This is a genomic window from Chitinophaga sancti, assembly GCF_034087045.1.
In the GTDB taxonomy this organism is placed as follows: domain Bacteria; phylum Bacteroidota; class Bacteroidia; order Chitinophagales; family Chitinophagaceae; genus Chitinophaga; species Chitinophaga sancti_B.
On sequence record NZ_CP139247.1, the window covers coordinates 665,936 to 692,398 of the forward strand.

General features: G+C 42.8%; 21 protein-coding genes, 1 tRNA gene and 1 pseudogene. 8 read left to right on the forward strand and 15 right to left on the reverse strand.

What is annotated here, in order from left to right:
- Positions 1–36 precede the first annotated feature (36 nt).
- The 3 genes from SIO70_RS02770 to SIO70_RS02780 all read left to right on the forward strand — a co-directional run bounded on the left by SIO70_RS02770 (position 37) and on the right by SIO70_RS02780 (position 4,961).
- Positions 37–693, forward strand: a complete 657-nt coding sequence (locus SIO70_RS02770) for a lipoprotein signal peptidase (protein ID WP_083724730.1) — start codon at positions 37–39, stop codon at positions 691–693.
- A gap of 276 nt (positions 694–969) precedes the next feature.
- Positions 970–3,843: a TonB-dependent receptor gene (locus SIO70_RS02775; protein WP_320579259.1), complete on the forward strand. Its 2,874-nt coding sequence runs from the start codon at positions 970–972 to the stop codon at positions 3,841–3,843.
- 143 nt (positions 3,844–3,986) lie between these two features.
- On the forward strand, positions 3,987–4,961 hold the full coding sequence (locus SIO70_RS02780; protein WP_320579260.1) for a sulfite exporter TauE/SafE family protein: 975 nt from the start codon (positions 3,987–3,989) through the stop codon (positions 4,959–4,961).
- A 383-nt stretch (positions 4,962–5,344) separates the two neighbouring features.
- Here SIO70_RS02780 and fumC read toward each other — a convergent pair whose 3' ends face one another.
- The 7 genes from fumC to SIO70_RS02815 all read right to left on the reverse strand — a co-directional run bounded on the left by fumC (position 5,345) and on the right by SIO70_RS02815 (position 12,930).
- On the reverse strand, positions 5,345–6,742 hold the full coding sequence (gene fumC / locus SIO70_RS02785; protein WP_320579261.1) for a class II fumarate hydratase: 1,398 nt from the start codon (positions 6,740–6,742) through the stop codon (positions 5,345–5,347).
- Between the two features lie 1,391 nt (positions 6,743–8,133).
- Positions 8,134–9,090, reverse strand: coding sequence for a sensor histidine kinase (locus SIO70_RS02790; RefSeq protein WP_320579262.1), 957 nt, complete (start codon positions 9,088–9,090; stop codon positions 8,134–8,136).
- A gap of 127 nt (positions 9,091–9,217) precedes the next feature.
- Positions 9,218–10,273, reverse strand: coding sequence for a S41 family peptidase (locus tag SIO70_RS02795; protein ID WP_320579263.1), 1,056 nt, complete (start codon positions 10,271–10,273; stop codon positions 9,218–9,220).
- Between the two features lie 146 nt (positions 10,274–10,419).
- The gene (locus SIO70_RS02800; protein ID WP_320579264.1) at positions 10,420–10,602 is read right to left on the reverse strand and encodes a hypothetical protein; all 183 of its coding nucleotides are present in this window, start codon (positions 10,600–10,602) and stop codon (positions 10,420–10,422) included.
- 110 nt (positions 10,603–10,712) lie between these two features.
- Entirely contained in the window at positions 10,713–11,489 is a 777-nt protein-coding gene (locus SIO70_RS02805; protein ID WP_320579265.1) for an enoyl-CoA hydratase/isomerase family protein, read from the reverse strand.
- A 247-nt stretch (positions 11,490–11,736) separates the two neighbouring features.
- Positions 11,737–12,456 carry a hypothetical protein gene (locus tag SIO70_RS02810; protein ID WP_320579266.1) on the reverse strand — a complete coding sequence of 240 codons (720 nt, stop codon included), beginning with the start codon at positions 12,454–12,456 and terminating at the stop codon, positions 11,737–11,739.
- Positions 12,457–12,510: 54 nt separating this feature from the next.
- On the reverse strand, positions 12,511–12,930 hold the full coding sequence (locus SIO70_RS02815) for a cobalamin B12-binding domain-containing protein (RefSeq protein ID WP_320579267.1): 420 nt from the start codon (positions 12,928–12,930) through the stop codon (positions 12,511–12,513).
- A 227-nt stretch (positions 12,931–13,157) separates the two neighbouring features.
- Here SIO70_RS02815 and SIO70_RS02820 point away from each other — a divergent pair, with 227 nt between their 5' ends.
- Positions 13,158–14,849: a glutamine--tRNA ligase/YqeY domain fusion protein gene (locus tag SIO70_RS02820; protein ID WP_320579268.1), complete on the forward strand. Its 1,692-nt coding sequence runs from the start codon at positions 13,158–13,160 to the stop codon at positions 14,847–14,849.
- Positions 14,850–14,917: 68 nt separating this feature from the next.
- Here the strand turns inward: SIO70_RS02820 and gltX are convergent, their stop codons facing one another.
- On the reverse strand, positions 14,918–16,450 hold the full coding sequence (gene gltX / locus SIO70_RS02825; protein WP_320579269.1) for a glutamate--tRNA ligase: 1,533 nt from the start codon (positions 16,448–16,450) through the stop codon (positions 14,918–14,920).
- Positions 16,451–16,523: 73 nt separating this feature from the next.
- Between gltX and SIO70_RS02830 the strand changes: the two genes are divergently transcribed.
- Positions 16,524–17,150, forward strand: coding sequence for a polysaccharide deacetylase family protein (locus SIO70_RS02830; protein ID WP_320579270.1), 627 nt, complete (start codon positions 16,524–16,526; stop codon positions 17,148–17,150).
- Between the two features lie 344 nt (positions 17,151–17,494).
- Here SIO70_RS02830 and SIO70_RS02835 read toward each other — a convergent pair whose 3' ends face one another.
- A complete protein-coding gene (locus SIO70_RS02835; protein WP_320579271.1) occupies positions 17,495–18,382 on the reverse strand; it encodes a hypothetical protein in 888 nt (295 codons plus the stop codon).
- Between the two features lie 128 nt (positions 18,383–18,510).
- Here SIO70_RS02835 and SIO70_RS02840 point away from each other — a divergent pair, with 128 nt between their 5' ends.
- From SIO70_RS02840 to SIO70_RS02850, 3 genes are all read left to right on the forward strand, one after another.
- Positions 18,511–19,281 (forward strand): TatD family hydrolase, encoded by a 771-nt coding sequence (locus SIO70_RS02840; RefSeq protein WP_320579272.1) that lies wholly within the window; start codon positions 18,511–18,513, stop codon positions 19,279–19,281.
- A 46-nt stretch (positions 19,282–19,327) separates the two neighbouring features.
- Positions 19,328–20,362 (forward strand): type I asparaginase, encoded by a 1,035-nt coding sequence (locus SIO70_RS02845; protein ID WP_320579273.1) that lies wholly within the window; start codon positions 19,328–19,330, stop codon positions 20,360–20,362.
- 86 nt (positions 20,363–20,448) lie between these two features.
- Positions 20,449–20,538: transfer RNA gene (locus SIO70_RS02850), tRNA-Ser, on the forward strand.
- 793 nt (positions 20,539–21,331) lie between these two features.
- Here SIO70_RS02850 and SIO70_RS33330 read toward each other — a convergent pair.
- From SIO70_RS33330 to tnpC, 6 genes and pseudogenes are all read right to left on the reverse strand, one after another.
- Positions 21,332–22,108, reverse strand: a pseudogene (locus tag SIO70_RS33330) (recombinase family protein); the annotation flags it as partial.
- Positions 22,109–22,366: 258 nt separating this feature from the next.
- Positions 22,367–22,624: a hypothetical protein gene (locus SIO70_RS02855; RefSeq protein WP_320579274.1), complete on the reverse strand. Its 258-nt coding sequence runs from the start codon at positions 22,622–22,624 to the stop codon at positions 22,367–22,369.
- Between the two features lie 270 nt (positions 22,625–22,894).
- Positions 22,895–23,179 carry a helix-turn-helix domain-containing protein gene (locus SIO70_RS33335; RefSeq protein ID WP_414017899.1) on the reverse strand — a complete coding sequence of 95 codons (285 nt, stop codon included), beginning with the start codon at positions 23,177–23,179 and terminating at the stop codon, positions 22,895–22,897.
- Positions 23,176–24,078: a HEPN domain-containing protein gene (locus SIO70_RS02860; RefSeq protein WP_320579275.1), complete on the reverse strand. Its 903-nt coding sequence runs from the start codon at positions 24,076–24,078 to the stop codon at positions 23,176–23,178. Before SIO70_RS02860 ends, SIO70_RS33335 begins: the two co-directional genes overlap by 4 nt.
- Position 24,079: 1 nt before the next feature.
- Entirely contained in the window at positions 24,080–24,511 is a 432-nt protein-coding gene (locus SIO70_RS02865) for an ATP-binding protein (protein WP_320582084.1), read from the reverse strand.
- A 149-nt stretch (positions 24,512–24,660) separates the two neighbouring features.
- Positions 24,661–26,430, reverse strand: a complete 1,770-nt coding sequence (gene tnpC / locus SIO70_RS02870; RefSeq protein ID WP_320579276.1) for an IS66 family transposase — start codon at positions 26,428–26,430, stop codon at positions 24,661–24,663.
- Positions 26,431–26,463: the final 33 nt, after the last annotated feature.

A 26,463-nucleotide genomic window follows, 5' to 3' on the forward strand; every position in this document is an offset into this window, starting at 1 on the left:
GCACATTATTATTAATTTTGATAAAAATTATACCCTTTGAAATATCGTCACGTAATATTGATTGTAGTACTGGTACTGGTAGTAGATCAGGCATTAAAAGTGTGGATCAAAACCCATATGAACTTCTCTGATGAGATCATCATCTTCCCTAACTGGTTTAGGATTCATTTCATTGAAAACGATGGAATGGCCTACGGTATGAAGTTCGGTGGTGATTTTGGAAAAATAATCCTCACGCTGTTCCGCTTATTTGCGGTAATAATTGGTTTCAGATATATGAAGAAACTGGTGAAGCAGGATTACAGTAGAGGTTTGTTAATTTGTGGTTCATTGATCCTGGCTGGTGCCGCTGGTAACCTGATAGACAGTCTGTTTTACGGAATGATATTCTCTTCTTCCAATTATGCAGATGTAGCACAGTTCCTGCCTCCAGGTGGTGGATATGGCACTTTCCTGCATGGAAATGTGGTGGATATGCTGTACTTCCCGATTTTGAGGGGGCATTTCCCAACCTGGTTCCCGATCAATGCCGGTGAGTCTTTTGTGTTCTTCAGACCTATTTTCAATGTGGCGGATGCTGCAATTTCAGTAGGTGTGATCACGATACTGGTGTTCCAGAAAAAGTTTTTTGCCAGGCACCATGAGAAGGAGAGAGAGCAAAGAGAGAGAGAGCAGGTAGCGGTGAGTAAATAAGAGTATCGAATGACTACTATAAAGTCAAAGCTCCTGTCTTATGGCAGGGGCTTTTTTTATGCCTTGCGGTAGCAGGGACTTGTCTTGTGTTTAACCCCTTCCTCTCATCAAATTTTAACAATAAATTTTGAAATGCTGAATCCCCTTACTACATTTGTCCACAAATTCTATAGACTAATAGACTTAACGAAAGAAAAGTAAGCTAAATCGCTGATTTGTAACTCACTATACATATTCACTTTGGCCGAATACTTTTTACTAATACATATAAATTATATGCAAAACACCAGACGCCCCGTACGTATAATCTACCTGTGGCTCCTGACCATTCTCCTGCCGCTGTTTGCGCAGGCACAACTTAACGGCTCCTACATCATTTCCGGTAAGATCACCGGAGATAGCAAGGACCCCCTGGCAGGTGCTTCTGTACAGATTAAGGGTACCTCCTTTGGCGCCATTACAGACAGTGCAGGTACTTTTCACCTGACTGCAAACACTAAATTCCCATTCAAATTAGTGGTCCGTCTCATTGGCTATCAACCGCAGGAATTCGATGTAAAGAACAGTGATAGCCGTTTACAGATACAGCTGGTAACACAGAACCTGCTTGTGAACGAAGTGGTAGTATCCGCTTCCCGTCAGCAGGAAAAACTGATGCGGTCACCGGTGGCGATTGAAAAACTGGATGTAAAAGCGTTGAAAGAAACACCGGCTGCCTCTTTCTATGATGCCATCGGCAACCTGAAAGGGGTGCAGATGACCACGGCAGGTTTGACCTTTAAGGTATTCAACACCCGTGGTTTCAATGTGCCGAACAACTTCCGTTTTATGCAGCTGGTAGATGGTGTGGATAACCAGGCTGCTACCCTTGGTGTACCACTGGGTAACGCCATCGGCCCTACCGAACTGGATATCCAGAGCATTGAGGTAACTCCCGGCGCCTCTTCTGCCTTGTATGGTATGAACGCCATCAACGGGATGTCTAACCTGCTTACCAGGAACCCTTTCCAATACCAGGGTATCAGCGTGTATCAGAAAATCGGTGCCAACCACTTCGATGGCAGTGGTGGTTCTCCAAAGGCGCTGACTGAAACTTCTGTAAGATATGCCCAGGCTTTCAATGACAAATTTGCCTTCAAGATCAACTTCTCTTATATGCAGGGTACTGACTGGTATGCGGATAGTCACAATGACTTCAATCCCGGTACCAAGGCGAACCCTGACTTCCCTACACTCGTAGGTGCAAATAACGTGGCCAACGATGCATGGAATAAATATGCTGACCAGAGTACTTTCCCCATCACTGATAAAAATGGTAAGTCTTACAACGTAAGCCGTACCGGATATTGGGAAAAGGACCTTGTAGGTGATTACACCGTACGTAACCTGAAATTTGATGGAGGTCTTTATTATAAGATCAGACCTAAACTGCAGATCTCCTATAACTACCGTATTGGTCAGATGGATGGATTCTTCCAGCGTGGTAACCGTATTGGTTTGAAAAACGTGGTAGTACAAAACCATAAAGTCGAGTTACAGGGAGAGGATTTCACCATCCGTTCTTATATGTCACTCGAGAATACCGGTGACTCTTATAATATGAATCCGCTGGCGGATAACCTGGAAAAGTCTTTCAAAACCGACAAGGTTTGGCAGGCAGACTATACCACGGCCCTGAACTCTGCACTGGATGCGGGTAGCGATATCGCTGCTGCTCATCGTGCAGCACGTGCTGCTGCTGATAATGGCAGGTGGACACCGGGTACAGCGGCTTTTGACAAACAGGTGAAGTTGATCAAGAGCATCAATGACTGGGATATTTACCCTACTTCCAAAGACTCTACAAACAAGAGTGGTGGTGCTGCATTGTTGCAGATGAGCCATTTCTATCATGGAGAGGGTACCTGGAACCTGCGTAAATATGTACACTTTGCGGATGTACTGGTAGGTGCGGATTATCGTACTTACGAGATCATTCCGGATGGTAACAACTTTGTGGATTTCACAAAAGCATTGGCTGACCGGAATACACCGGGGGGTAAACACATCTGGTATGGTAAAGCAGGTGGGTTTGTACAGGCAGGTAAAACCTTCTTCCATGATCAGCTGAAACTGACAGCATCATTGAGGTATGATAAGAGTCAGCAGTTCGATGGTAAGTTCAACCCTCGTATTGCGGCGGTGTATACCACGCCTAATCAACGTCATAACTTCAGGGCCAGCTGGCAGAATGGGTTTAGGTTCCCTTCTCTGTTTGAAGCGTATTCTTTCGTGAATAACGGTGGGGTGCGTCGTGTAGGTGGTCTGGCATTTATAGAAGAAGGACTGGGGTATTTTAAAAATTCCTTCCTGACCAGCAGTGCGACGGCATATACAACAGCGGTGAATAAGATCACCAATGCAGATGCAACGGTGACAAGGGCGGAGGCAGAGCAGCAAAGTGCAGGCGTACTGAAAGTGGCGAACCTGGACCCGATTGTGCCAGAGCAGATCCATTCATTTGAAGCTGGGTATAAGAGTGTGTTGTTTGATAATAAAGTTTTTATTGATGTAGATGGGTATTTCAACAGTTACAAGCACTTTATCGGACAGGTAGAAGTGGCCGTTCCCAAGACGGGTAGTGTGAATGACCTGACCCAGTCAGTACTGGATCAGATGTATGATAAGCAATACCAGAACAGGTACAGGGTGTGGACGAATAGTAAGTCGACCGTACAGAACTATGGGTTTGCACTGGGTGTGACTTACAACTTTGAGAAGGGATATACCCTTAGTGGCAACCTGAATTATAATACCCTGACACAGGATAAGACGAAGGATGATGCGTTGATTCCTGGATTTAATACGCCGAAGTACTTTTCGAATGTGAGTTTTGGTAACAGGCAGGTGTTTAAGAATGTAGGGTTCAATGTGGTATGGCACTGGCAGGATACTTTCTACTGGCAGAATCTGTTTGGAAATGGTGATGTGCCGGCTTATAGCACGGTGGATGCGCAGGTAACTTACGGATTGCCAAAAATTCATACTTCCGTGAAAGTGGGTGGATCGAATATATTCAATACGGCTTACTTCCAGTATGTGGGAGGGCCTACGATAAAGGGGTTGTATTATGTGGCGATTACGTATGATTTGCCTTTTGCAAAGAAATAAAGGGCTTTGTACTTTGGGGGAGGTGGGTTAAACTTTCCTTATTTTTCTCTTTCTAATAACTTTTTAAGGTTGCCTGCTTGGATAAACCGTTTATTCACCCTACCTTAGTCTATCATATCTATAGACTAAATAACAAAGAAATAATGTCGCATAACGAGGAGATAGAGCAAATAGAGAATCAAGTGGCCAGTCCTGAACGCCAGGAGGTCCTTATTGACCTTGTCAATGATGACAACCAGAAGAAGCCAGCTTTATGGCTATTGATAGGTCTCATTGGGTTGGCGGTACTGGTAGGGGCAGGGATATTATATTATTTTAATACCTCCGAAGCTACGCACACCCGTATCTACGACTTTACTGCGTCTCTGTTCACGAGGGAAGTGTTGTTCTACATCTGTGTAGGATTGGCTGCTCAGATGGTGGATGGTGCGTTGGGTATGGCTTATGGTGCTACATCAACTTCTTTGTTGTTGGGTTTGGGTATTCCTCCGGCTATTGCCAGTGCGAGTGTGCATGTGGCGGAGGTGTTTACTACAGGGGCTTCCGGTATTTCACACTTCCGTTTTGGGAATGTAAATAAGAAGCTGTTTATGGGCCTTTTGATACCAGGTGTGATTGGTGCTATAACAGGTGCGTTTTTATTGTCTAAGGTGATTGATGGGGATGTGATCAAGCCATACATGAGTGCATATTTGTTGATCTTAGGTCTTGTTGTGCTTCGCAAAGCATTTCAGAAAAAGAAGGTAAAGAGCAAAACGAAGCGACTGGGGTTGCTGGCATTGTTTGGCGGTTTTATGGATGCCATTGGCGGTGGCGGATGGGGTCCGGTTGTGACTTCAACCTTGCTGAGTAAAGGTCGTTCGGCTCATTATACGATTGGATCTGTGAATGCTGCGGAGTTCTTTATTTCACTGGCTGGTGCGAGTACGTTTTTGTTATTTGGCGCTATTACTGGCTGGCCGGTGATTATAGGGTTGATTATTGGTGGGGTGATTGCTTCTCCTTTTGCAGCGCTGCTGGTGAGGAAGATTAAGCGGAAGCCGCTAATGATTATGGTGGGGATATTGATTATCCTGACTAGTTTACGGACTATTATTATGGCATCATTGCATCATTAATATTATTTAATATTCATTATAAGTCATAATAAGAAAAAGGTGTTGTAAAATTTACAACACCTTTTTTTATGTAGATTATTTGAGTTTTGGAGGGGATGATCTGATCTCTTTATGAAGATTATTTAATCTCTTTATGAAGATGATCTGATCTCTTCATACAGATTATTTAATCTCTTTGTGCAGATGATCTGATCTCTTCATACAGATTATTTAATCTCTTTGTGAAGATGATCTGATCTCTTCATACAGATTATTTAATCTCTTTGTGCAGACGATCTGATCTCTTTATACAGATTATTTAATCTCTTTGAGCAGACGATATAATCTCTTTATGCAGATTATTAATCTATTTGTGCTGACGAATGATCTCTTTATACAGATTACTAAATCTCTCCGACCATATCAATTGGGTTTACCCACGCATCAAATTCCTCTGGTTTTACATATCCCAGTTTCACCGCCATTTCCTTCAGGGTAGTCCCTTCTTTATGTGCTTTCTGCGCAATCTCAGCCGCTTTGTAGTAACCGATCTTCGTATTCAGTGCAGTTACCAGCATCAGTGAGTTGTCCACATGCTTCTTGATATTTGCTTCGATTGGTTCCAGACCTGTCGCACATTTATCATTGAAGCTTACACAACCATCGCCTATCAGGCGTGCAGAGTGCAGGAAGTTGTAGATCATTACAGGCTTGAACACGTTTAGTTCAAAGTGACCGGTAGCACCACCAATGTTGATCGCTACGTCATTACCCATTACCTGTGCAGCGATCATCGTGAGGGCTTCACACTGTGTAGGGTTTACTTTACCTGGCATGATAGAAGAACCTGGTTCATTGTCAGGAATGTGGAGTTCACCGATACCGGAGCGTGGGCCGGAGCTGAGCATACGAATATCGTTTGCGATCTTCATCAGGCTCACTGCTACAGTTTTGAGGGCGCCATGTGCCTCTACGATTGCATCGTGGGCTGCCAGGGCTTCAAATTTGTTTTCAGCTGTGATGAAAGGCAGGCCGGTGAGGTTCGCGATGTGTTTCGCTACATTCTCAGAATAACCTTTAGGGGTATTGATACCAGTACCTACGGCAGTACCACCCAACGCAAGTTCGCTCAGGTGAGCGAGCGTATTGTTGATGGCTCTCAGACCATGGTCCAGCTGAGATACATAACCACTAATTTCCTGACCCAGGGTAAGTGGAGTCGCATCCATAAAGTGGGTACGGCCTATTTTCACCACGTGCTTGAAGGCTTCGGCCTTTTCAGCCAGGGTAGCGCGAAGCTTTTTGATGCCTGGGATGGTTACCTCGATCAGCATTTTGTAAGCCGCGATGTGCATAGCAGTTGGGAAAGTATCGTTGGATGACTGTGATTTGTTCACATCATCATTCGGGTGTATCGCTTTATCTTTATCAGTGAGTTTACCACCATTGTTTACATGGGCACGGTAAGCGATCACTTCATTTACGTTCATGTTGGACTGGGTACCTGAACCTGTCTGCCAAACTACCAGTGGGAACTGGTCGTCCAGTTTGCCAGCGAGAATTTCATCGCAGGCGTTGCCGATCAGCGTGGCCTTTTCCTGGGAGAGAACGCCAGCATCCAGATTGGTGAGTGCCGCTGCTTTTTTGAGGTAAGCAAATGCCTGAATGATTTCTTTAGGCATTTTGTTAATATCCTGTGCTATCCTGAAATTGTCGATAGAACGTTGGGTTTGAGCACCATAATATGCATCAACTGGTACCTGAACTTCGCCCATCGTGTCCTTCTCTATTCTATATTCCATAATGCTTTATTTTTTGCGGTACAAACGTACTAAATGTCAGTAAAAAAAATGGCTTGTACAGGCAGGATTTTGGGGAATGAATGAAAATGAGGCCATATGGGGCCGTGGGCAATGGATGGCCTGTACAAGCGCACTCTGGGGACAATGGATGTTAGGTATAGGATAGGGATAAAAAACTTAAGGGTAAATGGACGAAAAAGCCTTTGCAGACCTGATACCTTGGGGACGAATGGACGAAAACAGGTTAATGGATGACCAGACCGGTATAAATTCATTACGACCGAATGGATGAACCAGGTCAATTAATAGCCCCTTTCAATCACAAGACCAATGGAGATAGAGATAAATGGACGAAATCAGGTTAATGGATGACCAGACCGGCATAAATTCATTACGACCGAATGGATGAACCGAGTAATTAAGCCCCTTTCAATCACAAGACCATTGGAGATAGAGATAAATGGACGAAATCAGGTTAATGGATGACCAGACCGGCATAAATTCATTACGACCGAATGGATGAACCAGAGTAATTAAGCCCCTTTCAATCACAAGACCATTGGAGATAAATGGACGAAATCAGGTTAATGGATGACCAGACCGGCATAAATTCATTACGACCGAATGGATGAACCAGATTAATTAAACCCCTTTCAATCACAAGACAATTGGAGATAAATGGACAAAAACAGGTTAATGGATGGCCAGACCGGCATAAAATTTCAGGGGGCGAATGGATGAAAAAGGACCTTTTCTGGCCCAAAAGCTTAGGGTTCAATGAATGAAAAGGATCCATGGATAGCCTTTTCAGGCAAAAGATCATTGGGGGCGAATGAACGAAAAAGACCTTTTCAGGTCTGATATTTTGGGGGCGAATGAATGAAATAAGCCGTTGCTGGCTTAATATACTGGGGGCGAATGAATGAAAAGGACCTTTTCTGGCCCAAAAGCTTAGGGTTTCAATGAATGAAAAATATCCATGGATAGCCTTTTCAGGCAAATAATCATTGGGGGCGAATGGACGAAAAAGACCTTTTCAGGTCTAATAATTTGGGGGCGAATGAATGAAACCATGTCAATGGATAGCCAAACCGGCAAAGATCATTGGGGGCGAATGAATGAAAAGGGTCATTTCTGGCCCAAAAATCTGGGGGCGAATGAATGAAAAAAAATTGACAGGAGGCTTCAGATTATCGAATCGATGAAAACCTGCCTTAAGTATCATTTGGTCCAAAGACCCAGTTGGGTTGTCCCCCCCAACTTGTAATGTGACTTCCGATATAGGGGTTAATGGAATCGATAAATCAAAGGTAAGCCTGCCCGCCCCATGCAGGAAATACAATACACCGATCCCCTTTTTCAAGGGACGGATAACATGATTACAGGTATTTTTAGGAAACAGTGATCCATAATGAAGCGGTATAATTGTCCGCTTCATCAGTCGTAGTAAGGGAATAATTGTTTTTATAGGTGGCGTCCAGCCTTCTCTTAATGTTATCCATACCTATCCCGTTAGACAATTCTTTAGGCCCCCTTTTCTTCCTGTTATGTGTAGAGAAGTATATAGTACCGTCCTCCTCCGACACTTTTAACTGCATCACTAATGGATGCTGGTCATTATTCAGCTCTCCGTGTTTAAAAGCATTTTCTACCAACGTAATGATTACCAAAGGAATAATCCTAATGTCACTCATATCGCCACTGATGTCAAATATGACCTGTAAGCGGTTACTAAACCGGAGCTGGTTGATTTTGATCACATTTTGTACATGCTCTATTTCCCTGGATAAGGGTACGGTATCCACATCTGCCTCACCGGTAGCCATGGAATAGCGCATGATTTCACAGAGGGTCAGGATGCCTTCTGACAATTCTTCGCTCACCATGATAGATTTGGCATAAAAGAGGTTCAGGGTATTGTGCAAAAAGTGGGGATTGATCTGTGCCCGCAAAAATGCATACTCCGATTTAAGCCGGTCGGCTTCTATCCTTGCCTTTTCCTGTTCCATGATTCGTAGTCGCTTTTCATTGCTCACCGACTCCATACCGAAGTAATAACCAAATGAGAAGAAACCATAGATCAGGTATACCCACAATGTATCCAGTAATAATTCGGAGAAAACATACGGCGGAACAGTACCCGGTGGTTCGAAAGGCCTGATCAGGGTGCCGAATGCAAAGTATAAAAATGCAGCAGAGAAAAAAACAAATAACTCACCTGCCACCAGCAATGCATATTTTTTTGTGCTTAAAAATTTTCGGAGGATGAAATAGTTTCCATAAAAAATATACACTACCGGCAACTCTGTAAATACAAAGTCGAGTAAGTCGAAAGTATACTTAGTCAATAAAATTTTTCGGGCTAATCCAATGAATATATAAATAGACCAAGCTAAAATGTGTAAGGCTATTAATCTAAAGTAAGCCCGGGTTTTCTTAAACGATTCCATTATTCCTGTAAAATATACTAATTAATCAGCGATGTTCTACTACATACTGCACCCAATCTGTAGTATCTGCTGGTATTTCAACATTTGGGGCGATGCCAATATTATCTATCACTTCCGCCGGCATGCGGAGTGTGCGGGAGCTGGGTACACCAAAGGCGAATAATGTACAGGGCATCATATACGGCACTACATCAGAGTAATCTACTACACCAGCAGTATGTGTGCCGAACAGTTTTACCTTTTTACTCTGGCGTGCTTTTAATACAAACATCTCTGTACTGCTGCCTACATTATGATTGATGAGTAGCGATACTTTTTGGGGGTAAGGGAATACCTGATTCATAGTCGTGGTATCGTTATTCCATAACTGATATTCCCTACCTATGTGGGCCTTTAATGCAGCTGCTTCTTTTTTGAAAACAGCTTTCATACTATCACTTACATTTGGATAATCCGTCACTTCGTACAGGTTATGGATATTCTCTTCTGTAGCCAGTACCATGGCCCCTTCTGTAATGATAGGATTTGTATATAAGTAAGGTAATAAGTTGTCAAATACAAGTGTGGATCCGCCCCTGTTTTCCCTCACATCGATGATGAAATGACTTGTCTTACTCAGTAGATCTTTGTGTAGTACAAGTAAGCTATCGACAATGCCTTTGTATTCAAGCCGTGCACTGGGTATGGTGAGTAAGCAGGTTTGATCATTGAGTATTTTGAAAGATGGATCCAGCGAAATTTTTACAGGTGTTTTCCTGGGAAAGTAAGTATCGAGCATAGGATGCTTTCCGCCACGATTTACAATCACCATCAGATGTTTATCCTGAAAAAAGGTAGTCCATTTTTGTAAAATGGAAAAGCATACCGGCATAGAAGCGGTATCTGATACTTTCATTAAACTATCAGTAAATGCATGGTATTGTTTTTCATTGGCGGTCGTGACTTTGTCCGGAAAGCCAATATAGTTTTTAGCTACTTTATCAATCAGGTATTGCAGACTTGATTTACAGGCGCACTCCTGTGCGATGGCCGGGAATAGATAGCTGCTTAAAATAATGGTTAATAAGAGTCGTGTCATCATAAATGGTCAACATTACTTGAGGATGTATCAAAGTTAAATGATCCGCCTGAGAATCGCTTAGTGAACAAGCTGTTTCCATCAGCAGGTACCCGAATAAAAGCAGGCTGTATCATCAATAACGATACAGCCTGAAAGTGTGAAAAGCTTTAAAAAACTGCAACGTCCATGACCGTCGTTACCTGTGTAAAATCACACACCGGGTGTGTAGATTGACCGGGGCCATCGACGAGAATAGGAAATAAATGTTGTGCGTTGAGTTTTGAAATTGTTACTTTTTCCAATTTCAGTTTTCTTGATTTTTTGAGGGTAAGGGTTGTTGTTGTCTTCATGAATAGGCTTTTATAGTTATACCTGGTTAATATGCTTATGAAGTTATCACAACGGGTTACGCCCATCAATTATTATACACGGATATTGGCATTAAAAGTATAGATGTTGCTTATTCTCCAATGAATACTGCAGGTCGTTTTTGAATGAATGCTGACGCACCTTCCTGCATATCTTTCGTAGCAAAACAGGCCCCGAATTCATTGATTTCCAATTCAAAACCATCTATATCTTTGTCCAATGCACCGTTTGCACATTTAATAACTCTGGCAATTGCAAGCGGGGCTTTCGCATGTATTTTGGCTAGTATTTCTTTTGTTTTTGTGAGTAATTCTTCTGGTGCTACTACGTGGTTCACGAGTCCCCATGATAGTGCATCCTGAGCATTGATCATATCGGCAGTCATCATCAATTCCATTGCTTTGCCTTTGCCAATAAGTGCCGTGAGACGTTGGGTGCCACCATAACCTGGAATGATACCAAGGTTCACTTCTGGCTGACCAAATTTTGCATTGGTAGCAGCGATACGGAAGTGACAGGCCATGGCCAATTCACAACCACCACCCAGTGCAAAACCATTGACAGCAGCAATAATAGGCTTCGGACAATCTTCGATACGCTTGAAGATCATGTGACCTTTGTTGGCAAGTTCAATGCCTTGTTGTGGAGAGAGACGTAGAAACTCCGAAATATCTGCGCCGGCTACAAATGCTTTTTCGCCAGTACCAGTGATGACCGCACTTTTTATTTCCCTGTCTTTATATACTTCGTCAATAGCAAGGGCCAGTTCTGCCATGACCTGTTGGTTCAGGGCATTCATCTTGTCCGGGCGGTTGATGTAGATAAATAACGTATCGTTTTCTAAGGTGGTATTGATCGTCTGGTACATGGTTTTTCTGTTTGGATATGTAATGTAAGATTTTTTTGCGGGCCATGACTGATACAATATTAACATGTGGTTTATTCAACATACACTACCTATACTCACAAAAAAATCCTCCTCTATCATTTACAGAGAAGGATTTCATATTTTTTTACTCACGAAATATGGTTTGAGTATACTAGCAGCGAACTAGCGACGAACTAGCGGCGAACAAGCGACGGCGAAGCACCGAACACGTGAAAATACTATCAGGTTAATGCAGCATTTTCCCAAAACGATTCATCTGAGTCGGCCATGTATCTCCAAAACTATAGGTCAGTGTTACGAAGAACATTTTGGACGCCATATCACGATAAGGGTAGGTGGTAACACCAGCTACGGTTTCTTTAAAGTCCTGGTTGAAGAAGTTATTTGGATAGTATTGAACTTTCAGGCCTATACCCGGGTAGAAACGGAAGCCCGCGAACAGCGAAGGCATGAGTAGCGGCGTACGGTCACTGAACCATTCATTGAATTTCTTCACCTTGTCTCCATTTATAAATTGCTTCTCCTTATAATTAAAGGCCAGGTCGTACTGACCACCCAGGAAGAAAAAGAAATTCTGCCCTCTTACATCCCCGATTTTAAGTCCCAAAGGCACCCCCAGGGTATATACACGGCGTTTTAGCTTTGTACCGTTTTCTTTGGTGATGATCCCTATATTTTTAAGATTGACACCAGAATAGATTCCCAGCCACTTTGTAAAATCATAATTATAATTACGGCCTACATTAAAGAACAGGGTAAAACGTGGAGCGGTGTTTACATGTGCGCCATTAGCCTTTACATCCCCAAAAGAGAGGATGGGACCATCTCCACCATTGGTAGCATATACATGCTGACGGAGTTTCTTTTGTTCGGTCGTATCCTGGGCGAACAGGGCGAACTGGCACAGGCAGCACAACAGGGTAAACAGGGATGTCTTTATGTTCATGTATTACTTCTTTTCTAAAAAAGACGACCAGGTCGCTAAAAGGTTACAGAGATGCTAGAAATTTCTGTGTGTAGCCACCCATTCGTTGATATAGCTGGCAATATCTTCTGTACGGGTACCTGGGGGGAATAGTTTGCCTACACCGATATCATGCAGGGTATGCATATCAGTTTCCGGAATGATACCACCACCTGTCAGCAGCACATCGTCCATCCCTTTTTCTTTCATGATGGCCATAATACGGGGGAAAACGGTCATGTGAGCACCCGAGAGAATACTGACACCGATAGCGTCTACGTCTTCCTGAAGGGCGGCGCTGACCACCATTTCAGGAGTTTGGCGAAGGCCGGTGTAGATCACCTCCATGCCGGCGTCTCGCAGGGCTGCGGCGATTACTTTGGCGCCACGGTCATGGCCATCGAGGCCGACTTTGGCCACGAGTACCCGGATAGGGCGTTGAGAGGGGTTGACCATTATTTTGGTAGTTTTTCGTTTTTCCGTGAATTTATTTCCTAAATGTACGATTCTCTGAAAAAGAGAAAAATGATGCTACCTTTTTTCTTCATGATGGTTTTCATACCCTCTTCCTGTTAAAGCCCCCCTTTTAGGCCTCATTTCTCCCAATAACGGATAAATAGACGGTGTCTGCGGTCGGCTTGGCAGATTTTGTTACATTTGTCCTCCGAAATAATTTAAACCTTATGAGCGAAGAAAGGTCCTTGAACTTCCTTGAACAAATCATCGAAGAGGATATTGCTAACGGTGTCAATGACGGAAGGGTGCTGACCCGCTTCCCACCTGAACCCAATGGTTACCTGCACATCGGGCATGCGAAAAGCATCTGCCTGAACTTTGGACTGGCAAAGAAATACAACGGCCAGACCAATCTTCGGTTCGACGATACCAATCCGGTAACCGAAGACACCGAATATGTGGAGTCTATTAAAGCCGACATCCAATGGTTGGGCTTCCAATGGGCGCAGGAACTCTATGCATCCGATTATTTCGACCAGATATACAACTTCGCTGTACAACTGATCAAAAAAGGGTTGGCTTACGTGGACGATTCTACTCCTGAGGAGATAGCCGCATCAAAAGGGACCCCTACCCAGGTTGGTACACCTACTCCTTACCGTAGCCGTAGCATCGACGAGAACCTGGATCTCTTTGAGCGCATGAAGAATGGTGAATTTAAGGATGGTGAAAAAGTACTGCGTGCGAAGATAGATACTGAACAATTTGAGGAAGGCTCTCCTGAGCGTTCCAATATGCATATGCGTGATCCGCTCATGTACCGCATCAAGCATGCACATCACCACCGTACCGGCGACAAATGGTGTATTTACCCTATGTACGACTTTGCCCACGGGCAGAGCGATAGCATTGAAGGTATCACCCATTCTATATGTACTTTAGAGTTCATTCCTCACCGTGCATTGTACAACTGGTTCATTGCACAGCTGGGCATTTTCCCTTCTCATCAGTATGAGTTTGCCAGGTTGAACCTGACTTACACTGTGATGAGTAAACGTAAGCTGCTGCAGCTGGTAAATGAGAAACATGTGAGTGGTTGGGATGACCCCCGTATGCCAACTATCAGTGGTTTGCGCAGAAGAGGTTTTACACCTGCCAGTATTCGTGAGTTCTGTGAAAGGATCGGGGTACAGAAGCGTGAGAACGTTATTGATGTGAGTCTGCTGGAATTCCTGGTACGTGATGAGCTGAACAAAACTGCGAATCGTGTGATGGCGGTATTGGATCCTGTGAAACTGGTGATCACTGACTACCCGGATGATCAGGTGGAAGAAATGACGGCGGATAACAATCCGGAAGACCCGGAATCTGGTTCCCGTAAATTGCCTTTCAGTAAGACCTTGTATATCGAAAGAGAAGACTTTATGGAGGAGCCTCCTAAGAAGTTCTTCCGTCTGGGACCTGGTCTGGTAGTGCGTTTAAAGAATGCTTATATCATTAAAGGAGAAAGCTTTGATAAGGATGAGAATGGCAATATTACCACTATCTACGCGACTCACTTTCCTGAGAGCAAGAGTGGTGGCGACAACAGTGGTATGACCGTGAAAGGTACCATTCACTGGGTAAGTGCTGCGCATGCAAAGACGGCAGAAGTAAGATTGTATGATCGTCTGTTCAATACACCTGATCCGGGTAATGAAGAGGGTGATTTCAAATCTTATATCAATCCTGATTCATTGACAGTGATTCCGAATGCTTTAATAGAGCCGGGTTTGGTGAATGCGAAACCGGGTGATAAGCTGCAGTTTTTGAGGAAGGGATATTTTACGGTGGATACCGATAGTACAGCTGAGAAGATGGTTTTCAACAGAACAGTTACGTTGAAAGATACCTGGGCAAAAGAGACTAAGAATAAGTAGCCTATTTTGATCTTAAATAAAAACGAGGTTGTATGCATGATACAACCTCGTTTTTATTATAAACAATTTTATTCGTTAATGGCTTTCAGACCATTCATAATCCTTTGAATAGTTTCGTGCTTACCTAATGTTTCAGCAATATTGAACACAGGAGGACCAAACTTACCCCCCGTCAGCATAATACGGAAAGGCAATTGCAGTTCACCCATTTTAATATTCATAGAAGCAGCCAGTGTCTTGAAGCTTTCTTCCAGGCTTGCCAGCGAGAAATCGGACAAAGTATCCAGTATAGAGGCCCATTCCATAAAGAACTGGGTTTTATCTGCATTCCACTTAGGTTTCACCGCAGTTACATCCCAGCTTTCAGGCACCTGGAAGAAGAAGAAACCATGTTGCCAGATGTCGTTGACAAAGTCACAACGATCTTTCACTAAACCAGCGATGGTCGCTACATATTCAGGAGATGCAGTAACGCCTTTTTCTTTCAATACCGGTTCGAACAGTACAGCCAGTTTGTCATTATCAGCATTCAGCAGGTATTGGTGGTTGAACCACTTTGCTTTTTCGTAATCGAATTTAGCACCTGACTTGCTGACGCGATCCAGGGAGAAACGGGCAATCAGTTCATCCATAGAGAAGATCTCCTGACCGGTACCATCATTCCACCCCAGCATAGCCAGCATGTTTACAAATGCTTCTGGCAGGAAACCATTTTCGCGGAAGCCTTTGGTCACTTCGCCGGTTTTAGGATCTGTCCAGTTCATGGCATACACTGGGAAACCGAGTCTGTCACCATCACGCTTAGACAATTTACCATTGCCATCAGGTTTCAGGATCAGCGGCAGGTGTGCCCATTGTGGCATCTGTGCTTCCCAGCCCAGGTATTTCCACAGCAAGAGGTGAACGGGTGCGGAGGGCAGCCATTCTTCGCCACGGAAAGCGTGGGTGATCTTCATGAGATAGTCGTCTACTACCACAGCGAGGTGGTAAGTAGGCATGCCATCGGCTTTCAGCAATACTTTGTCATCGACAGTGCTGGTATTGAACTGAACAAGACCACGAATCAGGTCGGTAAAGCTCACTTCCTCGTTATCCGGCATTTTGATGCGGATCACGTGGCGGGTGCCATTTTTCAGCAGTTCTGCTGTTTCGGCTTCAGACAAAGAAATGGAGTTCTTCATCTGCGCGCGGGCAGCATGGTTATATTGTGGCGATGGATTTTCTTCGGTTTTGAGACGGGTGCGCATCTCTTCCAGCTCTTCAGGCGTGTCAAAAGCATAGTAAGCGTAACCAGCTTTCACCAGTTGTTCCGCATACTCACGGTACATAGGCTTACGTTCGCTCTGGCGGTAAGGGGCATAAGGGCCACCTACCAGCGGGCTTTCATCAGCAATCAGGCCACACCATTTCAGGCATTCCATGATATATTCCTCTGCACCGGGAACATAACGGGTCTGGTCAGTGTCTTCAATACGGAGCACAAATTCACCATTGTGCTGTTTTGCAAATAAGTAATTGAATAAGACCGTGCGTACACCACCCAGGTGTAATCCGCCGGTAGGACTGGGCGCAAATCGTACCCGAACTTTCTGTTGTTGCATGGGGCAAAGGTAAATGGAAATACGAAATACGCTTCAATTTGTACTACCTTTAAAATTAAATCCGAACCCATCCATGTTTTATCTGACCAAGACGCCGGCTATCCTGAAAGCCATCTATAAGAGTTGCACCTGGAGCCTATCTCCTGCACGGCCAGTGGTGTACCTGACATTTGATGATGGTCCGCATCCGACTGCAACTCCTTTTATACTGGATTTATTGAAGCAATATAATGCGAAAGGCACGTTCTTTTGTATTGGGAAGAATGTGGTGGAGTATCCGGAAATTTACCAGCGGATATTGGAGGAGGGGCATACGACGGGGAATCATACTCATAATCATGTGAATGGGTGGAAGACGGGCACAGATAAGTATGTGGAGAATGTGATGGAGGCGCGGCAGTTTATCAATTCTAATTTATTCAGACCCCCTTATGGGCGGATTACGCCATTTCAGATAAAGCAGATTAAAAATTTGATACCGGGGGCACAGATCGTGATGTGGGATGTATTGAGTGCGGATTTTGACACGGAGATAAATGGAGAGGCGTGTGTGCAGAATGTGGTGTTTAAGTCAAAACCGGGGTCGATAATAGTGTTTCATGATAGTACGAAGGCGTGGGAACGGTTGGAGTATGCATTGCCGAGGGTGATGGAGTATTTTAAGAAGAAGGGGATGGGAATGGAGGCGGTGCCGGTTTAGTGGGTGTAGTTGCTGATGGGTATTTTTGAGGGGATGGCTTGTTTTGTGGGTATAATTGCTGATGAGGTATTATTAAGGGGAAGGCTTGGTTAGTGGGTATAGTTGCTGATGAGGTATTTTTAAGAAGATAGCTTGGTTGTGGGTATAATTGCTGATGAGGTATTATTAAGGGGATGGCTTGGTTAGTGGGTATAGTTGCTGATGAGGTATTTTTAAGAAGATGGCTTGGTTAGTTGTTTGCAGAAGGCCCCTGTTTATATAGAAATCAATCCTTATTTAGCGGGCATAAAAAACCCAGGTTCCATTTGCGCTTTCGGGCATTCAGAAACCTGGGCAGTTATTTATTATTTAGGTAATGCGATCGTTTTTACCTTATCACCTACAGCGATCGTTACAGAGTCATCACAGACACCATTACCATAATCTACGGTAGCAGTCAGTGAGTTGTAAGTTACGGTTGCTTTACCCTTGCCGATATAAGCACAGCTCAGTTTTCTTTCCAGATAAGTAGAATCTGCTACAGTGATGTAAGCAGCATTACCTGTTGAGTATACCAGGGAATCAGTACCTACATAATTGAAGATATCGTCAGACACACTACCCAGGGTAGCAGTGCCGGCGGTTTGCGTATAAGTACCGCTACCACCGAAACCTACAGTAGTAGAATCCAGCACTACAGCACCTCCGGAGATAACAGACAGGTATTTATACACGCTGTTAGTGCTGGTGTTGGTGATTGTCTGTGTACCGGTTACGCTTTTACCATTTACGGTATAAGTGAGTGGTTTCACGGTAATAGTAGAACCGGTGTAGTAAAAGTAACCAGTCATCGTGATCTGGATGTTACCAACGCGTACACGACCGTCAGCGTCCGCACAACCGGTGCCGAAGCTTACTAATATTGTTTTAGGCCAGCTGTCAGTCTGCACATTATCAACGGTGTAGCTATAGCAGGCACCTAATTTAGAAGTCATTTGAGTTGTAGGAGAAGCTTTACGACCAGTTTGAGTATATCCGGCATCCTGACATACTTCCTGGGCGATTACGAAGAGATCATCGAAATAGCTGTTTGCAACAGCCTGGTCTCCGGCAGCGGTGATAGTCAGGTTATCGCTTGTGTTCGCCTTGGTCACATCAGTCGTACTCTTGGAACAGGCGTAAAACAAGGTGGCAGTCAATAAAAGGCCCACAACACCTGCAAGGATACGGTTAAAGCAAAAGTAGCTTCTCATAGGATAAGTATAAATTTTTAATGAGGTTTTGCGGCCGTACTTTTGTACGGGAGATCGCTGATATATTTATTAAATACAAATATAATATTTTCAGTCATCTTTTGGAAAAAATTAATATTTCTGATAAAATGCAATGGATTGATACACATGCCCATTTGTATGGGGAAGATTTTTCTGATGACAGAACGGCGACGATAGAGCGGGCCATAAAGGAGGGGGTATATCAGTTGATTTTGCCAAATATTGACAGTCAGTCGATTGAGGGAATGCTGGCATTAGAGCAACAGTTTCCGGGGGTATGTATTCCTATGATGGGGGTGCATCCCTGTTATGTGAATGACAATGTGGATACGGAATTGGAGGCAGTGGAGAGTTGGCTGGCGAAGCGGCCTTTTAAGGCGATCGGGGAGATTGGACTGGATTTTTATTGGGACAAGACGTTTACAGCACAGCAGTATAAAGCGTTTAGACGGCAACTGGAACTCGCGCGGCAGTATGGTATTCCGGTGGCGATACATAGCCGTGAGAGCACGCGGGAGTGTATAGATGAGGTCCGGGCATTGCAGGATGGCCGTTTAAGTGGGGTATTCCATTGTTTTGGCGGGACCATAGCGGAGGCGCGTGAAATTATTGATCTCGGGTTTTACCTGGGCATCGGTGGGGTGGTGACTTTTAAGAAGTCAGGATTGGATGTAACGCTGGGGGAGATTGGGATGGAACATATTGTATTAGAGACAGATGCACCTTATCTGGCACCGGTTCCCTACAGGGGGAAAAGGAATGAAAGTTCCTACATTCCATTGATCGGTCAAAAAATTGCAGATATAAAAAATCTAAAAATAGATGATGTGGCTGCAATAACTACAAGCAATGCGTTGAAATTATTCAAAACTAACTAACTGATTACGCGGTAAATTTGCAGGCATTTTTGATACAGCAGCTGCAATGAGTAAAATCCTTATAATTTACACGGGTGGAACAGTGGGTATGATCTTCGATGAAAAGACAAAGGCTTTGCGGCCAATTGGCTTTAACGAGATACGGAACAACCTACCCGAACTATACCGAATGGGCATAGACTTTTATGTGTATGCTTTTAATCCTCCCATTGATTCTTCTGACATGCAGCCGGAAATATGGGTAGAACTGGCTTCGATCATTGAGGACAGGTACGACCGGTATGATGGTTTTGTGATCCTGCATGGGTCCGATACGATGTCATTTACGGCATCGGCGTTGAGTTTTATGTTGGAGAACCTGGCGAAGCCGGTGATATTGACAGGGTCTCAGTTGCCAATTGGGAAGATCAGGACAGATGCGAAGGAGAATATCATTACCGCGATGGAAATCGCTTCTACACGTCATAATGGGCATGTAGTGGTACCGGAAGTGTGTATTTACTTTGACTTCTCCCTTTTCAGGGGTAATCGTTCCAAAAAATACAATGCGGAGAAATTTGAGGCATTTTATTCCATGAACTATGTGCCGCTGGCAGAAGCGGGGATAGATATCAAGTATAAAACACAGGCGGTATTACCATTGCCGACAGCGCCATTGAAGGTGCATAAGCATATGGATGATAATGTGACGGTGTTGAAGATGTTTCCTGGCATCACCAGGAAGGCGGTGGAAGCGACGCTGAATGTTCCGGGCCTCAGGGGAGTCATTATGGAGACCTTTGGGAGTGGGAATACCAATACGCAGCCATGGTTTATAGATTGCCTTCGTAAAGCAATAGAAAAGGGAATAGTGATAGTGGATATTACGCAGTGTGATGGTGGATCTGTAGAGTTGGGTAAATATGAGACGAGCTCGCTATTGGCGCAGATAGGGGTGATAAGTGGTCATGATATGACATTTGAGGCGGCGATCACGAAATTGATGTTTGTGTTGGGGCAGAATTTGGATGCGGCGGCCACGCAGGAGATGATCGAGACTTCGTTAAGAGGGGAACTGACGCCGATAAATCATGAGTGGTGACGAAGATCAGGGTAGAATTTTTGGGAATATTTTGGAAATGTGGGGGGAAAGGTTACCTTTGCCATCCGAAATAAAATTCAACCGATGGAGAAGTGCAGGAGTGGTTGAACTGGCACGCCTGGAAAGTGTGTAAACTCGAAAGGGTTTCAAGGGTTCGAATCCCTTCTTCTCCGCCAAGAGGGACTGATTATCGAAAAGATGATCGGTCCCTTTTTCGTTTTGGGTAGGAATGCCCGATAGATGGGCAATCCGTGAGAAAATGTGGTTTACTTTTGGGGTTCGAAATGCCTCATTTTGGCGGTCGTAGATGATTCCGTTGGGGAATATGAGAGTTTGGAGCTTCTCCTTTGCGCCTGTATCACTGGAACGCCATACCATAGCGAGTTTGGAAGAAAGAGAGATGGCTTGGTTGATTACTTCTTCAGGGTTCGAAATACTTCCGGTGCATTTTTCCAGTTTGGTGGAAATAAGATTCCGCTCTTTACTATACCGGGAATAAAACTTATCGAACGTCTCCTGCCCTATTTCTTTTAATACATACCTACTTTCCTCCAAGCCGTCGATCTTGTTATCGACTTCTTTTAATTGGGCTATTAATATTTTCTGTTGTTCCAAATTTTCCCTGTTCATATCGTAATACTCCTCAATAAGTACCTTTCTAAGGGATGCTATCTGATTATCTTCAAAACAGAATTGACTTAGTAACTGCTCAAACAGTTCGTGCATCCTTTTGGCGCTTTTATTGCATTTACAGCCATCCTTTCGGCACTTGTAATACCACAGTGATTTTGCTTTGACTACATAACCTGTAAATGGCTGGTTGCAGGTATCACATTTAATGAAGATTTTAAGGGGCACAGCGTCTTGTTCCTTTTTGTGTGGTACTCCATATCCTCCTGAGCCCTGATGAATGTTATTCACCTTTAAAAAGATTTCAGGGCTGATCATCTTTTCATGATCACCTTCGACTATTTTACCTTCCAATAAACCGTGGTTAATCATACCACAATAGAACGGCCGTTTAAATATCTTAGTTAACTGCTGCTTATACATTTTTACTCCCATAGCCTTCAGCCTTGAAATAATTTCCTCATTCTTCATACCCTCAGCCTTCCAGATAAATGCCTTTCTGATCTTTTTACCTACCTCGTTTACAACAATTTTACGCTGGCCGTTAATCTTCACTATATCATATCCCTGTGGTGGCTTAGTAACCCAAATACCTTTGTCAAACTTTTCTATCATCCCGGCTACTGCCTTTTGCTTACGCAGTTGATTATCGTACTGACTAAACAAAAAAGTGATATTCTGATGCAATACACCGCTAGGATTAGATGTATCTGTGGGCTGAGTTACCGCAAATATGGTAACACCATAATTCTCCCTTAATTCCTCGGCTAATTTAATAGCAGCACCTCCTGTTCGAGAGAAACGATCAAGTGTATAAACTAATATATGACTCACTTTCCCCTTGCGGGTTTTAATAAAGTCCAGCATCCGGTTAAACTCTTTACGGCCATCGGTTTTCGCGCTTTCATAAGTACCCCCGAAGTAGCCTATGATACCCAAATTATTCTTACGGGCAGATTCTTCGATTGATTTACGCTGAACATCCAGGCTTAAATTATGGTCTGCCTGTTCCTTACTGGATACCCTGGTATATACCACAGCAGCTTGCGCGGCCACTTTAACAGGCTGTTTTTTGGAATAGTTTCCAAATTGTTTAAAAGCATTAATAATACTCATGCGGCTAATTTTTCAGGTGTTGGATTAAGATCTACAACTGGTGTCTCAATGGGTTCTGAGTGGTTAACAGATAGTAGGATCCTCGCGAATATTTTAAGTGTTATTAAAAGTTCAGGGTCTGATATATTAAGGCTTTCAGAATTCTTTGATGGTTCATTTAACTCAGTGTTGCACATAAGAAGAAATTAAAATGAAAAAATAATACTCATATTGTAATAGGGAGTATAAAATTAATTACACTCCCTATTACGGATACTACTATTCATCCTGGTCATCATCATCTTCTTCGTCCTCGTCATCATCATCTTCTCCATCACTGTTATCAGCTATCATATCCTCTATCTTATGAATTACTTTCCTGTCTTGTTTACTATACTGTAATTCAAGACTGATTGTATCTTCATCCTCATCTACTTCCATGATGGTATGCTCAAGTTCGTGTTCGCAAATTAAACTACATACATCCAGCATAATATTGGCCGGTATATCAAATACCTGTCTTGTGAGTTTAGTCATAGTTTTTTTTCTACAAAATTACCACCGTCGAAAAAGGCAATGTCCGGATTATGTCGATTTGTGTAGTTTTATGTCGAATTTTACCTGATTATGTCCAATTATGTCTAATTAGGCAGACCGGCCATCTGTTGTAAACTAAAAACAGGATTATCTCACCACGGTGTAAACCTATTTAAGGACGAGACAGTAGACATTTGAAAACTGATTGAAAACATAATAAATGCCGATTAAAAATAATTGAGCACTGTTTGCTTTCATTTGAAAACATGTTCAAATAGTATTGTTCCGATCCTTATACTCTGCACGGCTTATTAGATCTCTCATATCGGCATTGTAATATTTACAGATCCGGAGTAGTCTTGATAAGTAAAAATTTTCATACAATCCCTTTTCTATTTTGCTGACTATGCTGGGAGACATTTTTGTATCTTTCGCAACAACTTTTATGCTTTTATTCTGACCTCTACGTAGTAAATACAATTCTTCTCCAAGGCATTGCGCGAAATAGTTTAATCTTTGCTCAGTTATACGATTACTGTTTTCAGGGTGGCTCATTGACTTTCTATATTTAATGGGAAACTAACAGGAAGTATAGATCTTAAGCTAGTGCATTTCCTTTCGTATAACTTTTCAATTAAGCCTAATAATGTAGTAACCCTTCCCATTATTATTTTTACAACATCTTCAGACACCGAATATTTCTCATTGTAACGAGCTTCAGAATATGCTCTATTCAGTATGTTAAAAAGATCAATTTCTTCCTTTGTAGTACGTGGAAAAATAACCATTAATTCCTGAGAGAAATTACATATCAGATTTAATAATCTGGAAAGATTATGAGTAGTTGGTCGATAACCTGTGCAAACCCTTAGTATAGCAATGCAGGCATGTTCCACTGATTGGTGTAAGTCAAAAACTGTCTGCTTTTTCCAACCATTCTCGAAACAATAATTCGCTGTCATTAAAAAACAATTTGCCATACCAAAATAGTTCTGCCAGTGATCCTCTATAAGCTTTTTCAACATTGCTATTTCCATTTCCTGCCGTGGAATTGATAAAGCGGAACCATAGTTGTATAGGGTTATCCCATTATTATATACAGTAGAAATAAACCGTTTGCCATGCTCCAATCCCTTATTGACAGTGTTCAATTGTTGTACAATAATGGAGATATTACAATTATGTGGTATTGCAAACTGCTCCGCAATCTCAATTATTTCATGATGCTGTCTTTTTTCGTCATCCTTGATTACAATCATCAAATCATAAGTAGGAAATGTTGGTATAACTCGGGCATCTCCAAAAGAAAAGCAACTCCAATCACTAATAGTAGTAGTTCGATAACCATAGCATATTATTTTTATTGGAGAAAATGCCTGGACAATCTTTTGTATTAAATGTACAAGTTGTTCAATCTGTGACTTTGTAAGATGTTGAAAAATTGTTGTCTCCATATTAATGATTTAAGTTATTAGCAATTGAGGTAGCTTGAAATTGTGTATCGATTAAAAATAAAAAAGTAGTTCCCTTTTTGTCGCTATTCGCAAGTATAAGGTCACCACCTAACGATGCCGCATACAGTTTACTGATATATAAACCTAAGCCCATTCCTCCTAAGCCTTCGTCAATTGGTTGAAACGGTTGAAATAAGAATGGAATTTTATCAGCAGGAATTCCCTCTCCCTGATTGGATATCTGGAATAACAGACGGGTTTCCCCCAATGAACTGATATGAATTAAAATATCTGTGTCAGAAGGAGCAAATTTCAGGGCGTTGTCTATTAGATTCTTTAAGATTTGTCCTAGTTTTATTTCATCTGTTATAATATACTCTGGTACTGTACGTCGAAAATTGGTTTTGATCTTTACGGAACGAGTAGCTGTGATTAACTTATACTGTTGAAGCTGATCCTTAAACCAGTGGTAAGCATTCGATGCGGGGCATCTTCTTTATGTATTCAACAGTAGCTACATTTGCAACTACAATCCAATAGATCATTTAGTTCTTTGATTATTCCTGGTTCAATCTGATAGTATTACTTTGCTTTGACAGGCTTCCAGTTTTGAGGTAATAGCTGTACCAGTTCAGCTGCGGTGCAATCGTGTAGGCGATCATACACATCATTTAAGTATTCGAATGGATCAATCCCATTCAGTTTACAACTTTCTACGAGGGAATAAAATAAAGCAGCTCTTTCGCCACCATGCTCATTACTGGCAAAAAGTGAGTTCTTCCTAAATAATGTAATTGGACGGACAGCTCTCTCAGTCGAGTTGTTGTCGACATCGATCCTTCCATTTAAAAATAGTATGTTCAGCTTATCCCACTGATTATTTGCATAGTTGATGGCCTTAGCCAGCAAGCTGTCAGGTACGTGTATATCCTTTTGCTCATCCAACCAGCTGCGGATCTTATCGAAGAAGGGTTTACTATATTTCTGTCGTAAGGCTAACCGATTATCAGGAGTAAATGCTTTACGTTTGGCGTATGCTTCTATACGGTATATGATATTAAAATATACGAGTACCTGGTCTGCCAATATTTTATTTTGTCGTTGAGCTTTTTTGAACCCTCGGCGGATATGCGCAAGGCAGCTCATCAACGTAACTTTTTCGTTTTCTTTAAATGCTGCGGTGTAAGAAGATAGTGCATCTGTTTGTAATGTTCCTGCAAAATCTTTCAGGATTTCCTTTGGAACTTCATGATCTCTGCCTGGGTGAAATTCAAAAAGTACAAGTTTGTGTTCAGGTGCATGAAAAACCCACATCCAACCATTGGAGGCTTTGCCCTGACCTTCATCATGAAGATATTTCAGACTCGTCTCATCCGCTTTAATATAGCTGGCTGTCTGTAATGTTTTCTTCAATAATTTCAGTAACCGCTTTAGCTTTTTATAGCAAACTTCTTCCCAGTGGTCTATAGTAGATGCTGCAAAACAGACTCCTGTCAAACGCTCGAACCGCTGTTGTTGCCGATAATATGGCATGTAGTAAACAAACCGTTCACTATGCAGGTGGGCCAGTAATCTGTTGCTTACAATCCCACGTTCTATCATCCTGGGCTGTACAGAAGTGCGGTGGATCTTTCCGTCTTCTGCTTTATATTGAAGGTAATGTTCTTCTCTTCTGATGAGTTTTCCGGGAACAATGTCATACACAACTGTTACTTTCTTCCCCATTGGCTTCATGCCTGTTTTATCTCCTGCCAGATCGTATACAATGGTTTCTGTCTCCAGATGTGTTGCAATAGGTTTTCTACCTTTATGTGCCTTGTGATGCTTTTTTCTTCTGCTGGTTTTGGAGGAAGTCGCTGTCGTGGTAGCAGCAGATGTCATTGTTTGTTCAATAATGGCTTCAACTTCTGTTGAGTCAAATTCAATTCCCAGTGTCTGCTGAATGGCTGTCTGTGTAGCTGCAGGATCAGGAATGAATTTTTCACTACGCTGTCCAAATAGCATATCATGCAGCTCTTTTAATTGCCATTCTTTACGCTGTGCCTCATCAGTTTTGCTGGCAAGTGATGACTGTAATTCTACAATAGTTTCTTCCAGGTCGGCAATTTTCCTGTCTTTATCAATACCGCGTTCCTGCTCATTGGATAACCAACGCTTCAGCTGATCTTTCTCTTCCTTCAGCGCAGTATTTTCAGTTGTGAGTTCCTGGATAATACGGCTGAATACATGTCTTTCCTGAGTAAGTGCATTGGATAAGTCTGCCTTCTGCAATTGCAGCGCATTCACTTGTTCCAGTGCTTCAGACAATGTATATATGATCTCAGGTTTCACAGAATGCAAAGGTACTACCATGTACCTTTACATTCAAGTATTTATACCTTAAAC

Coding starts and splice junctions, on each gene's coding strand:
- SIO70_RS02775 (WP_320579259.1), top strand. CDS start 970: ATGCAAAACACCAGACGCCCCGTACGTATAATCTACCTGTGGCTCCTG.
- SIO70_RS02780 (WP_320579260.1), top strand. CDS start 3,987: ATGTCGCATAACGAGGAGATAGAGCAAATAGAGAATCAAGTGGCCAGT.
- fumC (WP_320579261.1), bottom strand. CDS start 6,742: ATGGAATATAGAATAGAGAAGGACACGATGGGCGAAGTTCAGGTACCA.
- SIO70_RS02795 (WP_320579263.1), bottom strand. CDS start 10,273: ATGATGACACGACTCTTATTAACCATTATTTTAAGCAGCTATCTATTC.
- SIO70_RS02800 (WP_320579264.1), bottom strand. CDS start 10,602: ATGAAGACAACAACAACCCTTACCCTCAAAAAATCAAGAAAACTGAAA.
- SIO70_RS02805 (WP_320579265.1), bottom strand. CDS start 11,489: ATGTACCAGACGATCAATACCACCTTAGAAAACGATACGTTATTTATC.
- SIO70_RS02810 (WP_320579266.1), bottom strand. CDS start 12,456: ATGAACATAAAGACATCCCTGTTTACCCTGTTGTGCTGCCTGTGCCAG.
- SIO70_RS02815 (WP_320579267.1), bottom strand. CDS start 12,930: ATGGTCAACCCCTCTCAACGCCCTATCCGGGTACTCGTGGCCAAAGTC.
- SIO70_RS02820 (WP_320579268.1), top strand. CDS start 13,158: ATGAGCGAAGAAAGGTCCTTGAACTTCCTTGAACAAATCATCGAAGAG.
- gltX (WP_320579269.1), bottom strand. CDS start 16,450: ATGCAACAACAGAAAGTTCGGGTACGATTTGCGCCCAGTCCTACCGGC.
- SIO70_RS02830 (WP_320579270.1), top strand. CDS start 16,524: ATGTTTTATCTGACCAAGACGCCGGCTATCCTGAAAGCCATCTATAAG.
- SIO70_RS02835 (WP_320579271.1), bottom strand. CDS start 18,382: ATGAGAAGCTACTTTTGCTTTAACCGTATCCTTGCAGGTGTTGTGGGC.
- SIO70_RS02840 (WP_320579272.1), top strand. CDS start 18,511: ATGCAATGGATTGATACACATGCCCATTTGTATGGGGAAGATTTTTCT.
- SIO70_RS02845 (WP_320579273.1), top strand. CDS start 19,328: ATGAGTAAAATCCTTATAATTTACACGGGTGGAACAGTGGGTATGATC.
- SIO70_RS02855 (WP_320579274.1), bottom strand. CDS start 22,624: ATGACTAAACTCACAAGACAGGTATTTGATATACCGGCCAATATTATG.
- SIO70_RS33335 (WP_414017899.1), bottom strand. CDS start 23,179: ATGAGCCACCCTGAAAACAGTAATCGTATAACTGAGCAAAGATTAAAC.
- SIO70_RS02860 (WP_320579275.1), bottom strand. CDS start 24,078: ATGGAGACAACAATTTTTCAACATCTTACAAAGTCACAGATTGAACAA.
- tnpC (WP_320579276.1), bottom strand. CDS start 26,430: ATGGTAGTACCTTTGCATTCTGTGAAACCTGAGATCATATATACATTG.